We start from the raw sequence: 13,853 nt of genomic DNA on the forward strand, positions 1-13,853 counted from the left end.
CCTCCTCACATTTCCTTGACCGGGGGCTCCGCCAGCAAGGGGAGCAGAATCTCCGCCCGGGTTCCCCCTTCTTCGCGCTCTGTCAAAGCCACACTGTAGCCGTCCCCGAAATATCCGGCAATCCGTTCCTTGACATTGCGCAGTCCATAACCGCCAGTATGGCGTTTCATCGGGTTCTCTGCCCCCTGCTTCAGCCCGATGCCGTCATCCAAAAGGAGAATCTGAAGCGCCTCTTCCTGGCGGCTGATCCGGATTTGCACATTTCCCGTCAGCCTGGCATTAAAGCCGTGCACAATGGAATTTTCCACAAAGGGCTGCAGCGTCAGCTTGGGGATATACAGCTCCAGCACCTCTGGCGGAGCTTCTATGGAATAATCCAGCCCTTCCCCCCAACGGAGCTGCTGAATCTCCAGATAGCAGGTAATATGCTCCAGCTCCTTCTCCACGGTGATGAAGCTGTCCCCGTTGGACAGCCCGATGCGGAACATCTGTCCCATCAGCTCCAGAATCCGGCTCAGCTCGTTTTGCCCTGCTTCAATAGCCATCCAGTTCAGCTGGTCCAGCATGTTATACAGGAAGTGGGGGTTGATGTTCGCCTGGAGGGCCTTGATCTCCGCCTTCCGCTGCTGCTCATACCGGCGCTGCAGGGATACATACAGCTCCTCAATCCGCTCATTCTGCTTCCGGTAGCCTGCAAACAAATAGCCGAACTCATTCTGGTAATCGGAGGGCAGATTCACTTTTTTGCCCCCAAGGGAATAGGAAGTCATGGCTTGCACCAGGGTTTTGATGGGTTTGGTAAATTGTCTGCTCAGATAAAGGGTCAGCGCCAATACCAACAGCACCGCTGCAACACCGATGATGCTGATAGCCTCAGCCAGCCGGACGCTGCCGGAGGTGATCTGGCTCCAGGAGGTCATCTCCACCAAAGCCCAGTTGGAGTTGGCCAGCTTGGAATACACCAAGAGGGAATCCTTCATCCGGGAATTGCCTTTTATATGAACATAACCGGATTGCTCCGTTTTCATATTGACCCATTGGCTAAGCTCCATCTGCTCCAGAGTTTTGCCAACCTTGAGGAACTCCTGGCCGTTCATGTCCGTCATAATCCGGTTGGAGCCGCTGGTGTGCCCGGTAAGCAGGGTACGAATTTCATTGGCCTTCACATGAATGACCACCACGCCCACAAGCGCAGTATCATTAAACAGGATTTTCCGTCCGAAGCTCAGCACCGGCACATTGCCCTGGAAGCTGGGAATTTCATGCTCCGCCGTCCACGCAGAATCACTTTTGTCCAGATATCTGGTCCAGCCCTCCTTGTCCAGCTCTCGGATATCCTGGAATTGGATGTAGCTGTTGGCTTCGTTCTTTAGCGGACGCTCCATATACAAATCGATGCCTTGGATAATTGGAATGGAATAGGTCAGATTGGCAAGGGTATTCTGGACATTGACAATTTTGCGGTAACGGTCAAATTCGTCCTGATTGTTGCGGAGAAGCGCTATCATTTCGTTATCGCGTGAGGTGGACAGGGAGAGCTGCTCAATCATCACAAGCCGGGTGGTAATCTCGTTGTTCAGCTCATCCAACAGCTGCTGCTGATAGTGGGAGGTGGTGGCGACCAGGGTTTTGGATGAAATGTTGTAGCTGACATAGATGATGCAGGCCAGCACAACAATCATCAGAATGGAAAAGCTGCGGAAAAACAGGCTGTCGATGCGGAATTTCTTGAAGGGATTCGTCATCCGGCAAGTCTCCCCAGATTATGATTCAAGAGCTGCGAGGAAATTAGTACCCGCTTTTGCTGATAAAATCTCCACGGTTTTGGGAGTTTTGTCAGCAAATTAGCGGTACTTTATTTCGTCGCAGTCTCTACGGTGCACGAAACGGTAAAGCTGCGAATGGGACTTCGTGGCTTTACCGTTTATGGTTAACGTGGTTAACTTATCCAGGATTATCTTACCCTTTAATTCCCGTGGTGGCAATGCCCTCCACAAAATAACGCTGCAGGAACATAAAGACTATTGTGGCCGGCATAATGGAGACCAGAGACATGGCCAAAAGCTGCCCCCACTGTTGTGCGGATTGGGCGTCGTTAATCATCCGCAGGGCCAGTCCCACTGTATATTTGTCCACGGAGTTCAGGTACAGGAGATGTCCGAGGAAATCATCCCAGTTCCACAGGAAGCAGAAGATCAGCACCGATACAATAGCCGGTTTGGTTAGCGGCATCACCACCCGCCAATAAATGCCGAACCAGGAGCAGCCGTCAATTTTGGCGGATTCATCCAGGTCCTTGGGGATCCCCCGGATAAACTGGATCAGGAGGAATACGAAGAAGGTTCCACCTGTACCCGCCGCCACCAGATGGGGAATGACGAAGGGAAGATACGTATTGACCCAGCCCAGCTGATGGAACATGGCGTACTGGGGAATAATGAGCACCTGCCCCGGCATCATCAGCGTCATCATCAGGATGGAGAACCAGAACTTCTTCAGGGGAAAATCCAGTCTGGCAAAGCCAAAAGCCACCAGAGTGGTGGACAGCAGGGTCGCCAGCAGCACCATCGCTTCCAAGCCGAAGGTGTTCAGATAAAAGTCGGTGAAGGAATGTCCGGGAACGGAATTCCATCCGTCGGTAAAATTGCTCCACTTGGGTATCGAGGGGAAAATCCCCGGGGAACCCAGCTCCTCATTGGATTTCAGCGAGGCCCCAACCCACCATACTAAGGGATACACCATAATGGCACTGAATACAATCATGAGGGTATGCCGGATGACAGAATGCCATGTTTTGTTCATTTGGACTTCCTCCCTGTTTCCGTTTCGTAGAAGACCCAATACCTGGAGGTTCCTGCAATGATAACAGCCACTACCACGATCATCGCTAGCATCACCCATGCCAGAGCGGACGCATAACCCAGCTGATAACGGCTGAAGGCGCGTTCATACAGATACAGCGCATAGACGTAGGTGGAGTTCATAGGCCCGCCATTGGTAATCACGAAGGCCGAGGTGAACATCTGGAAGGAGTTGATGACACCCATAATCAAATTGAAGTAAATAATCGGCGACAGCATGGGCAGGGTAATCTTGAAAAACTGGGTAAGCTTATTGGCGCCATCCACGGACGAAGCCTCATATAAGTCGTTGGGGATCTGCTTCAGTCCGGCCAAAAAAATCACCATCGCGGAGCCGAATTGCCACACCGTCAAAAGGATCAGCGTCCATAACGCCGTGCCGGGGCTGGTGATCCATCCCCTCCCCTGAATGCCGAAGGTGCCCAGAATCTCGTTAAAAATCCCGTCTACTCCGAAGATATTGCGCCACAGAATGGAAACGGCAATGCTTCCGCCGATGAGCGAGGGGAAATAAATCGCCGTGCGGTATACAGACAATCCCCGGATGGCCTTGTTGAGAACCACCGCAACCAATAAGGCAGCCACCAGCTTCAGGGGCACCGATGCCAGCACATATTGGAAGGTGACCCGGACGGAGGTGGTGAACCGGGTATCATCCGTGAATATCCGGGTATAGTTGTCTACACCCACCCACTTCATCGGCTCCAGCAGCGTGTAATTGGTAAAGGAATAATATAGAGACAGGAACATGGGATACGCCGTCAAACCCAGGAAACCGATGAGCCAGGGGGCAATAAACAGGTACCCGGCCACTGGCGCCTCCCAGCGGTTCAGAAATCTGCGTTTCTTCTTGACAGCAGCGGCGTTGGCGGCTGTGGCTGTAGATTGGTTCAAGCAAGATCACCTCTGCACTTTCCTCAAAATCTTGTTTTATAGCTTCATTATATAAACCCCTCCTCCCGTCCTAAAGTAGGCAAATCATCGAATTATTTCACTATTTAACGAAAAAAAAGAAAGAGCGGCCGCAGCCGTCCCTTCCTTTTGCGAATCAGGCCTAAATCAGGCGTCCGGTCTCATCACCGATCATGCTTTTCCGATCCCCGCTCCCAATAATCGCCTGCCAGGCTTTCAATAATGCAGCCGCTGGCCCACGGCATCAGGGCGAACCAGGTGCTGGCGGGAGAGCCGTCGGCGTAGGTTTCCGTTACCAGCCCTTCAGAATGGCAGAACCGTTCGGACATCCAGCCTTTTTTGCCGTAATCAAATTCCATATCATACCGGTTATAGGTTTGGCAGCCCCAAGCAGCGGTATCCAGCATCCGGTCCCGGACGTAAGCATCACCGGTCTGCTCCGCATAATACAGCATCTCGTCCACCACATTGCTGGACATGGGATGAATATGGGGGTTGGCGGTGGAGGTGACGCTTCCTCCGCAGCTGGACCACCCAAGTGTGCTTAATGGCGGCACCTTCACCGGGGAGTTGTAGCAGAATTTGAAGGTAAACTCGTACTCCAAGGCAGCCCGCATATGCTCTAGATACACCGGCTCACCGGTTATGGCATGAAGATAACGCAGCGCCTTGATGTACGCCAGAATCCCCTCCGAATCCACTGCCTTGTCGGCATCCAACGGGGCTCCGTAGCATTCCATCCGTCTTACATAGGCATGATAATAATGCGCCTCGCTTTGCTTCAGGCTGTCCAGGTGAGTTCTGTCGCCGGTGAGCCAGCTCCAGTACGCTATAGCTGCCATTGCCCAGGTGCCGCAGAAGGCATCATACTCCAGACCGGCTCCGGTTTTTTCGGACAGAATATAGGGATATTCATGATCCGCATTCTGAGTGCCCTCAAGCCGCTGGAGCACCCGGGTGGCGAACACCAGCCAGTTCTCATGAACGATCCCCGCAAACCGCTGCTCGTATTCATATGCCTTGAGAAGGTAATACATAGCCTGTCCAGCCAGATATGAGGTATGGCCCGGTGTGTGCATGCCGTCAAACCACCAGCCGTGGTTGGACCATTGGCCGTTGCTGTACGTTTCGAAGGGCAGCCCTGTGGCGGGGTTCAGGGAATGCTCCACCACTTCTTCAATAAAGGCCAGCGCCTGGCGCCGCATTGGCTCCTGCCCGAGCCTGTGGGATGCCATCAGAAGGGGAACGGCCACGGACACCCCATTGGTCCAGGTAAGAGAAAAGATCTTGTTGTACCGGTACCCGCCGGGAGCTGCTTCATCCTCAATGACAAAGCCCGAATAGCTTTTTTCCCCAGGCAGCCAGGCGTATTGATGCACCGCCCCCGCCAGATCGGCAACTGCTGTTTCCGGCTCCGCCCCCTGACGCGGGTTTTGGTGGTACAGGTAATAAATGTTCTGAAGAGCAGCATTTACGCCCAATTCGGATTCCGCCCCATACGCGTACAGCAGCATACCAAAGGTTACAGCTTCACCCGGCTCCAGCTCGAAGCAATTGTCAGCAAGAGGTGCACGTTCCTTAACCAGTGTTGCCTTGATGAACAGCCAAGGGGCATTTTCGTAGCCAAGAGTATAACCCACCGTACCTTTGGCGATGGAGCAGCTGTAACCCCCGTACTGGTAAAAATCCCCCTCTTCATCGGGCCTCCACTGCCGTATTGCGCCTTCACTGCGGATAAAATACGGGCTGGCGCAAAGTCCGTAGACCATACCGTTGTCATAGGCAAAAGCCGCCGGATGGGAAAGTCGGTCGCTTCGCACCATCCACCAGGGGGAAGCCGGACGGGGCGGATTTCCTTCACGCAGACGCGGGAACTCCTTGGGCACATTCAGAGGTGCCTCCCCGCGGTTTGTTCCATACATGAAGGCAGGCAGGAAAAAACGGGGGCTGGTTTTGGCAAAGGGCAGCTCCACATGAATGACCCCTGCCCAAGCAGTACCTTCCTCATTCCGGATCGTAATGTCTGCGCGGTACGGGTCCCGGGGTCCTCCTGTGCCTCCCGAAATATGAATGGACGGACTTAATCCATGACCGGTTAGCCCGGTGTATTCCGAATGGTCCTGCCCTAGGCTTCTTGCTGTGAGAATCAAGTCCATAATAACCTCCAATGTTGCCATCCACTTTTCTCAATGGTAAAATAAATTCATTTTAGAATAGGCTAATGCTATTTTCATTGCGTTTCTTGCAGTTATTATTGCGTGAACGGATATGGAGGGCCATGTTGAGCGGCCATCATGATTTTCTGTACGATCCTATCGGCCGGGAGCTTCTTTATCTTCACCGGGTCACCACCTGCAATCAGGGAACCTTTTACCACCGGCATAATGCTTACGAGATTTATTTTTTTCTCCGCGGGAATATCCATTTCTATGTGGAGAATCAATGCTACCGTCTCACCCCCGGCGATCTCCTTATCCTGACCCCTGAGGAAATGCACCGCTCCTACAATCTGGACGCTCCTATATTCTGGACAGGCGGGTGGCGCTGGCCAAAACCTGTCTGAGCGAAGGACTAAGCCTGTCGGAGACATGTTATCAATCTGGCTTTGCCGATTATTCCAATTTCATCCGCAGCTTCACCAAGCTTGCCGGGACGTCTCCCGGCAAATATGCCAGGAAAATGAAGGGACAAGAGGGAGAACCGCATTAAAACCGTCTGCAGTAAACAAACCGCCGGAGCGAAAAACCCGCTCCGGCGCTTCTGTTTATTTTTCGTATGATTTGGATGCGGATTTCAGCTGGTCAAAGGCTTGCTCCGGCGTGATCTTGCCGAAGGTCAGCTGGTCGCCAACCAGAGTCCAATCCTTGTCGATAAAGTTGGTCCAGCCGCTGGTGGAATCCCAGGTTTGGCCGTCTTTTTCCGTTGCCCGGAGAAGTCCCAGGCCAATTTTGTCCGCATCGCCCAGGTTGGACTCCAGCAGGCTGGCCATTTCCTTGTTCGCGGGCAGACCGCGGACAGTAGTCAGGATCTTGGCTGCTTCGGGATCATTCACAAACCAGTTGACGAACTTTTTCGCTTCCTCCTGCTTTTTGGAGCTTGCCGTAACCGCCAGATACATGGAAGGCTTCAGCCAGCCGCCTGCCTCAGTGGAACGAGGCATGGTGGTCAGTGCATACGCGCCTTTCTTCAGGCTGTCATAGGTGGCATAACCGCTGGAGAAGCAGTAACGTACCAGCACCTTGCCGTTCACCAGCAGGTCCAGCTTGGGATCATTCTCCTTATCCGATGCATTCACATCGGCCGGGGGAACCAGCCCATCCTTGCGCAGCTCCTCGAATTTCTTGGTCCATTCCAGGAATGTAGCCTGATCCACATGGAACTTGCCGTCGGTGGAGACTACCGGACCCTTACCTTTGGCGTATTGGTAAGCGGAATAGACGAAATAGTTGCCGCCGTAATCCTTGGTGAAGTAGGTGCCGCTGGGCAGCTTGGCTTTGGAATCCTTGGCCAGGGCGAAGAAATCATCCCAGGACCAGCCGTTGGCCGGGTTCTTGATGGCCAGCTTATCCATGGCCGCTTTGTCGTAGATCATCCCGAAGGCAACCGATCCAAGCGGAATCCCGTATTGTTTGCCTCCGGCCTGTCCCCCTGCCATCAGCTTGGGGTCAAACTTGCTTACATCCACCGCCGGAGTCAGCTCCGCCAGCTGCTTGCGTGCGGCCCAGTCGGGGGTCCAGCCTGGATCAAGCTGAACAATGTCGGGGGCATTATTGGCAGCCGCCTGGGTGGACAGCTTATCCAGATAACCGTCCATACCCGAATATTCCGGCTCGAAGGTCACATTGGGGTTGTTTTTGGTATACAGCTCAAGTGCCTTCAAGGTGGCATCATGGCGGTTCTGGGCGCCCCACCACATAATTCTCAGCTTTACCGGCTGGGCCGAAGCCGTTGGCGCAGCGGTTGCGGTTGCGGCTGCCGATGCCGCAGCGGTTGGTGCTGCGCTGCTTGCAGCATTTTTGTCATCGGTTCCGCCGCAGCCAACCAGCGTTCCCGCCAAGGCGGCTGTTGAAGCCAGCACAGCCAGAGAGCGCTTCCATCCATTCATTTTTACCCCTCCAGATATTTTTAATGGCCTTTCTTGATCCTATAGTACCAACTCCTCCCAGTAATTCATATAAGAGAGATGCACGATTTGTTTTAAAATCCCCCGAAAAAGCCCCCGTCCCCATCCATACAGTAGAAGCTCTCCGGGGGGGCCGGCTTTTGGAGGGGGCATATAGGGCGGGGGTATAGGCCGCTACATAAGAGTACATAGGCGGTACATTGGACGGGCGGGGGAATAGGCGGGAGCATATGAGTACATAGGCGGGGACTTAAGGCAGTTACATAAGAGTAAATTAGGCGGGACATTGGGCGGGCGCATATGAGCGTCCATAGCGGAAGGTGAAATTCTCCTATTGCAGGAAGTATAGGGAAATTCCAGATATAAGGGAAGCTTATTTTCCCTTATTTCGTATATTCCTCCCAGTTTTGGAGCTGAACAGGGACAATAAGGGAAAGCAGACTTACCCTATCGCCGCATATGCGGTTGCTTGGGCCGATTAGCGGAAGCAAGCCTTCCTTTATTCTTTGCGGACACCCCGGCCGGAGCATGGACCGGTGTTTTATCCGGTTAACGGAAGCAATTTTCCGTTAATCTCCGGGCAGAAGCATTATCATGGGGAATAGCGGAAGCATACTTCCGCTAAGCTCTCTCGGGCAATGTTTTTCCATGGGATACGGGATGGGTTAACGGAAAACCCCTTCCGTTATTCGTGTCCATACCCCCGCCGGAGAAGCGGTAACGGAAAACCCTTTCCGTTATTATCGTTCGCGCCCTCCCCTACTTCCCGCTGTAACCTCAAAAAAACCGACGTCTGCCACCTGGCCGCGCATAATGCGCAAACCCGGATCGGCAGCCGCCGGCTTGATTATTGTGTTATAGTGCAGGGCGTTGCAGCTTGCTTACCAGAACAGCTCGCCATGTCCCAATAAACGGGACAGGCCTTCCACAAAGTAATAATCGCCGTAGATCAGCGGTACATCCATGTTTTTGCGCTCCGGATAATGGCTGGTGCCGTGAAGGATCAGCCCTTCCTCCTTCTCGGAGTCCCAGGTGCCGTAGTTGGCATAGAGGGAATGGAGAATCCGCTCCCCGGCCTGGCGGTACAGATCCGCCTCCAACCCATCCACCTGCTCGGCTATAAGCAGCAGGCCACAGGCAGCGCAGGCTCCCGCAGAGGAATCCCGGTAATGGGGCACATCCTCCGGCAGACGGAAATCCCAGTGAGGCACATGATCCTCCGGCAGATTGGCGATAAAGAAGTGGGACACCCGCTTGGCTGCTTCGAGATAGCGGATATCGCCGGTATGCTTGTAGGACAGCGCCATGCCGTAGATGGCCCAGGATGCGCCGCGGGACCAGGCGGAATCCGGGGCGAAGCCCTGTCCGCCGTTGACGGAAACCTGCTCCCCCGTCTGCGGATCGAAGATCACAATATGATTCACCGAGCCGTCCGGCCGGATAAAATGCTCCAGCGCCGTATCCGCATGGCGAATGGCAATATGGCGGTAGCGGGGGTCGCCTGTCAGCTCCGTTGCCCAATGGAGCAGGGACAGGTTCATCATACAGTCGATGATGGCCCAGCCTGCATTTTGCTGGCCCTCATGCCACGGGTTCCAGGCCCGGATATAGTTGCCCTGCACATTAAACCGCGCAGCCAGCAGATTGGCGGCCAGCAGACCGCGGCGTTTGGAATCCTCCGCTTCCGCGGCGCCCAGTATTTTATACCGGGCTACACTAGTCAACGTCCACATAAAGCCGATATCGTGATCCAGCCTGTAGTAGTCCGCAATGACGCCATCCAGCTGCTTTTCGCAGGATTCGGCCAGCTCCCGCAGCTGCGCATCGCCGGTTTTCCGGTACAACAGCCACAACAGTCCCGGCCAAAAGCCGGCGGTCCACCAATAAGCGGGCTCCAGCTTGTACATCCCGTCCACGCTGGCGTGGGGGAAGCCATCCTTGATGCGCTTGCTGGTCCGTCCAACTTTCTCCACCGTTTTGTCCCATGCCTCCTGGGCCCAATTCTGCGGCAGACTCATAATATCATACCCCTTTATCCATCGAATGTTAAAACGTTTCAACATAATGAAACCCATTTCATTTTACCAGCTTGCGCCAATGTATTCCAGCACATTTTTGAGGCTGCATGAGTCTCCAAACACGCTGCCGACAGTCAGTGAGGATAGCCACCGAGGAAAGTCCAACCACTTCAGAAACTTAAGTCACATTTAGCCACCTTAGTCACCTTAGTCACTTAGCACCTCAGTCACTCACCTCAGTTACCTCAACTACTATCACTTTAGCCACTTCAGTCACTTCAGCCACCCGTCACTTTAGCAACTTTAGCCACTTCAGTCACTTCAGTCACCTGCGACTTCAGACACCTCAGTTACCCCGGTCCCGCCGCTAACGGAACTTAGAAGCTCTTAAAAGCCAAAATTCGGTGTTTGCAGATTCTTACGGAACTCAGAAGCTCTTAAACGGGCAAACCGGCGGAAATCGAGCTGAAATACATCGCTAAGGATCGCTCAGTTCCGTTACAGCGAAAACAGTCCATTTTACGCCGCCTAACGGTCGCTCCGTTCCGTTACAGCAGTAACAACCACTCTTATACCGTCTAACACTCTCTCCGATCCGATCTGCAGCAGAAACGGCCCCATTTTCGCTGACTCACGATCTCTCTGTCCGCTGCACGAAAAGCGCAGCCTGCATAAGAGCCGCTGCTCCCCTCGGAGTTTTCAGACTTTACCTAGAAAAATAGAGAGGATCAGCGATCCTCTCTACCTCTGCCTAAGGCCTGGCGTCAAACCCGCCAGAGCGTGTTTGCTTCCCGCCCTGTTACGGCATTTTACTTCTTGTTGGCGTCAATCAGCTTTTGTGTGCGCTCTTGAGAGTTTTTGATCATCTGATCTACATTCTGCTTGTCGAGAATCAGCTTCTCATATTCCTCGTTGATTACCTTGTACACGTCGGCATTATAGGAGGTCGGCGGCACCAGGGAAGTAGACTTGGCGCTCAGCAGCACCCGCTTCAGGGACTCCTTGTCCACCTTCTCCGGATTCTTCGTACCGGCCAGGATGGTGTCAATGATGGAGCTCAGCTGGTCATCCTTAATTTTGGCCCAGGACGGAACGTATTTCTCTTGGGCAATAACCCCTTCGGTGGTAGCAAACCGGATAAACTGGTAAGCCGCATCCTTGTTCTTGGAGTTGTTGGCCATGGCGTAGAAGTCGGTGGTCACCATGGAATAGGTTTCCTTATCCCCGGCGTTGTTCTTCGGGAACGGAGCTACGGCCACATTGAAGTTCAACGGGAATTGCTCGGTACCGCCGATTTCGGAGTTCATCCAGCTGCCGATGACGATCATGCTGGCCGCTTGGTTGAAGAACTGCGGACGGTAGTTCAGCTTTTGGGAGATCATATCGGTATACGGAGTGGAGGACTTGTCCACCTTCTCCATGTTGTAGCGCAGCTCAATGGACTTGCGGAAGTTCGGGTTGTCCAAATTGGAGGTGCCATCTTCCTTCAGATAGTCGCCGCCGGTAGCCTGGTTGGCCATAGCCAGACGGGTAAACTCCAGCCAGCCGCCGCCTTGGGGGCCGTGGAAGTAGGTGCCGTAGCGTTTGGTAGGGCCTTCGCCCTTGGTCAGCTTTTTGGCATAATCCCGGAATTCATCCCAGGTCCAGTCGGTGGGAACCTTCAGGCCGGCTTCGTCCAGATGGGTTTTGTTCAGGAGCACATACCACGGGTTAAACTTACCGGGCAGCGCGTAATATTTGCCGTTCAGCTTCGTGTCCACCTTGTATTCCTCGGGAACCTTGTAGCCTTCTTTGCTAATATAATCGTCCAAAGGAGCCACCATACCCAAGGCTACACGTTGGGCGTACATGCCGGCCTCACTGAACATAATGACGTCCATTGCTTCATTGGAGGCTGCTGCCAGGTCCAGCTTCTTGGCATATTCCTGGGTGTCCCCTTTTTCGCTCAGGTTGACCAGGTCCACCTTGATGTTGGGATATTTGGTCTGGAAGGCATTGATTACCTTGCTCCAGTTTTGCTGGGCTTCACTGCCGAAGGCATGGAACTTGATGGTTACCTGCTTGTTGGCATCCGGGCTGGCTCCGCCGGTACCGGTATTGGCATCATCTTTTCCTCCGCAGCCTGCCAGCAAACCGGCAGCCAACACGCCGCACAGCAACCCAGCCGTCAATTTACGCTTTTGCATGTAAGGACCCCTCCATATTATGTGAAATGGTGTACAGCGCTTTCTTTCTCTTACTTTTCGAGTATAACAAGGGGCGGAATGGAGCAGATAACGCAATATTTACCTCTCCCGTTGTTATTTTGACTTTTGCAGCCTACGGGCTCAGGAGCTTCCGTTCCGGTATTCCTGAGGGGTAACCCCCGCCTGGGAACGGAACATCTTGATGAAATAGCTGTGATTGTCATACCCCAGCGCTTCACCGATTTTGGCTACCGGCAGGCTGGTCTGGTCCAGCAGCTCCTTGGCCCGCTCCACCTTCATCCGGTTGACGTACTCGATGAAGGTTACACCGGTTTCCTTCCGGAACAGGCGGCTAAAGTAACTGGGATTCATAAACAGATGCTCCGCTACCTCATCCAGGGTGATCCGGCGGTTCAGATGCAGGGTGACATAGTGGATGGCATCCAGCACCTCGGTGCGTTTACTCAGCTCTTTGACTTCCTCCGCCACAACCAGAGAGGATTCAAAGAAATGGACGATCCAGACCTCCATTTCCTCCAGCGTGTCGATTTCCAGCAGCTCTCGGTGGAGAATATCCACCGAAAAATGGTTCCGGAACATCTGCATGGACTGCAGCTTCAGCTTCAGGTCAAGCATCAGCTTCATGGCCCAATCCTTCACCATGTCCGGCCGGAAACGCTCCTCCCGGATGAACTGCATCCAATGGCGGACAACCGGCTCCACCCGGTCCGTTCTGCCTTCGATCAGGATTTCCCGGAAGGCATTAACGGCTTCATCATAGGACGCGAACAAGTCATTGCAGCTAAATACCTGCTTATTTTTCCTTTCCAGCGAATTGCTATACATATAAAAACGCTGTCCGGACGAAGCCAGCAAGCCGTTCAGCTCCTGCTTCAGCTCAGAGGGGGTTTTACAGAGGCTTCCGACTATAAAAGACAGGCGGATTTTGATGGTGCCGTTCACCACCGATTGAATCCGTTTCAGCAGCGCTTCCGCCACATCATACGGATTGGTTTTGATCCCGCCTGACACGGGAGCAATAATGAAGGAACGCAGGGCGTCATAGGTGAAATTAATGTTACCCGTTTTTTCGTCGGCCAGCATTTCCTCCAGCAGATTATTCACGGCAAAACGAAGTACATCATCCGTGACAAACCGCTGCCGGGCGGAGCGCTGCCCATCGATAAAACAAATCACGGGAAGAAAGTCGCCTGCTGTGGACAACCCGAAGGACTCCGCCTCCTCATTCCAGGCCATCTCATTCAAAAGAGGGGAATGCACCATGCCCCGGATAAAGGATTCCTTGTGCTGCTCACGATTCCGGTCCACCAGCTGCCGGAGCTGGTCATTCTTGATAAAGCGGCTGGATTCCTCGTCCAGGCTGACCTTGAGCTGGCCGAGCAGTGTCTCCAGATCCTGGGGATCCAGCGTATCCTTCACCAGATAATCCTGGACGTTTAGCTTCATGGCCTGCTGGGCATAATGGAACTCGCTGTGACAGGAGAGAATCACCACCCGGACGGCGGGATTCAGCTCCTTCAGCGCCCGGATCAGCTCAAGCCCGTTCAGCCGGGGCATGCCGATATCCGTGACCACAATATCGGGCATCACCACCTGTGCCGCCTCTAACGCAACCTCCCCATTCTCATAGGTGCCCATCAGCTCCAGTCCCAGCCCGGGCCAGGGGATCGCCTCGGACAACAGCTCCAGCACCGGGTAATCATCATCCACCAGCATTACCTTGTACATTTTG

At 53.6% G+C, this 13,853-nt stretch carries 10 protein-coding genes; 2 read left to right on the top strand and 8 right to left on the bottom strand.

What is annotated here, in order from left to right:
- Positions 1–5: 5 nt before the first annotated feature.
- From ACI1P1_RS24830 to ACI1P1_RS24845, 4 genes are all read right to left on the bottom strand, one after another.
- Entirely contained in the window at positions 6–1,745 is a 1,740-nt protein-coding gene (locus ACI1P1_RS24830) for a sensor histidine kinase (RefSeq protein WP_416219168.1), read from the bottom strand.
- Between the two features lie 214 nt (positions 1,746–1,959).
- Positions 1,960–2,802, bottom strand: a complete 843-nt coding sequence (locus tag ACI1P1_RS24835) for a carbohydrate ABC transporter permease (protein ID WP_416219169.1) — start codon at positions 2,800–2,802, stop codon at positions 1,960–1,962.
- Positions 2,799–3,755, bottom strand: a complete 957-nt coding sequence (locus ACI1P1_RS24840; protein WP_416219170.1) for a carbohydrate ABC transporter permease — start codon at positions 3,753–3,755, stop codon at positions 2,799–2,801. The genes ACI1P1_RS24835 and ACI1P1_RS24840 overlap by 4 nt, the downstream gene beginning before the upstream one ends.
- A 182-nt stretch (positions 3,756–3,937) precedes the next feature.
- Positions 3,938–5,929, bottom strand: coding sequence for a hypothetical protein (locus ACI1P1_RS24845; RefSeq protein ID WP_416219171.1), 1,992 nt, complete (start codon positions 5,927–5,929; stop codon positions 3,938–3,940).
- Positions 5,930–6,051: 122 nt separating this feature from the next.
- Between ACI1P1_RS24845 and ACI1P1_RS24850 the strand changes: the two genes are divergently transcribed.
- Both ACI1P1_RS24850 and ACI1P1_RS24855 read left to right on the top strand, forming a co-directional pair.
- On the top strand, positions 6,052–6,336 hold the full coding sequence (locus ACI1P1_RS24850) for an AraC family ligand binding domain-containing protein (RefSeq protein WP_416219173.1): 285 nt from the start codon (positions 6,052–6,054) through the stop codon (positions 6,334–6,336).
- A complete protein-coding gene (locus ACI1P1_RS24855) occupies positions 6,312–6,482 on the top strand; it encodes a helix-turn-helix domain-containing protein (RefSeq protein WP_416219174.1) in 171 nt (56 codons plus the stop codon). The genes ACI1P1_RS24850 and ACI1P1_RS24855 overlap by 25 nt, the downstream gene beginning before the upstream one ends.
- Positions 6,483–6,537: 55 nt before the next feature.
- Here the strand turns inward: ACI1P1_RS24855 and ACI1P1_RS24860 are convergent, their stop codons facing one another.
- The 4 genes from ACI1P1_RS24860 to ACI1P1_RS24875 all read right to left on the bottom strand — a co-directional run bounded on the left by ACI1P1_RS24860 (position 6,538) and on the right by ACI1P1_RS24875 (position 13,849).
- Positions 6,538–7,878 (bottom strand): ABC transporter substrate-binding protein, encoded by a 1,341-nt coding sequence (locus ACI1P1_RS24860; RefSeq protein WP_416219175.1) that lies wholly within the window; start codon positions 7,876–7,878, stop codon positions 6,538–6,540.
- Positions 7,879–8,777: 899 nt separating this feature from the next.
- Positions 8,778–9,914, bottom strand: a complete 1,137-nt coding sequence (locus ACI1P1_RS24865; protein WP_416219176.1) for a glycoside hydrolase family 88 protein — start codon at positions 9,912–9,914, stop codon at positions 8,778–8,780.
- A gap of 809 nt (positions 9,915–10,723) precedes the next feature.
- Positions 10,724–12,100 carry an ABC transporter substrate-binding protein gene (locus ACI1P1_RS24870; protein WP_416219177.1) on the bottom strand — a complete coding sequence of 459 codons (1,377 nt, stop codon included), beginning with the start codon at positions 12,098–12,100 and terminating at the stop codon, positions 10,724–10,726.
- Between the two features lie 141 nt (positions 12,101–12,241).
- Entirely contained in the window at positions 12,242–13,849 is a 1,608-nt protein-coding gene (locus ACI1P1_RS24875) for a response regulator transcription factor (protein ID WP_416219178.1), read from the bottom strand.
- Between the last annotated feature and the right edge of the window lie 4 nt (positions 13,850–13,853).

The organism is Paenibacillus mesotrionivorans (assembly GCF_046098205.1).
GTDB classification, from domain to species: Bacteria; Bacillota; Bacilli; order Paenibacillales; family NBRC-103111; genus Paenibacillus_AR; species Paenibacillus_AR mesotrionivorans.

Coding starts and splice junctions, on each gene's coding strand:
- ACI1P1_RS24830 (WP_416219168.1), bottom strand. CDS start 1,745: ATGACGAATCCCTTCAAGAAATTCCGCATCGACAGCCTGTTTTTCCGC.
- ACI1P1_RS24835 (WP_416219169.1), bottom strand. CDS start 2,802: ATGAACAAAACATGGCATTCTGTCATCCGGCATACCCTCATGATTGTA.
- ACI1P1_RS24845 (WP_416219171.1), bottom strand. CDS start 5,929: ATGGACTTGATTCTCACAGCAAGAAGCCTAGGGCAGGACCATTCGGAA.
- ACI1P1_RS24850 (WP_416219173.1), top strand. CDS start 6,052: ATGTTGAGCGGCCATCATGATTTTCTGTACGATCCTATCGGCCGGGAG.
- ACI1P1_RS24860 (WP_416219175.1), bottom strand. CDS start 7,878: ATGAATGGATGGAAGCGCTCTCTGGCTGTGCTGGCTTCAACAGCCGCC.
- ACI1P1_RS24865 (WP_416219176.1), bottom strand. CDS start 9,914: ATGAGTCTGCCGCAGAATTGGGCCCAGGAGGCATGGGACAAAACGGTG.
- ACI1P1_RS24870 (WP_416219177.1), bottom strand. CDS start 12,100: ATGCAAAAGCGTAAATTGACGGCTGGGTTGCTGTGCGGCGTGTTGGCT.
- ACI1P1_RS24875 (WP_416219178.1), bottom strand. CDS start 13,849: ATGTACAAGGTAATGCTGGTGGATGATGATTACCCGGTGCTGGAGCTG.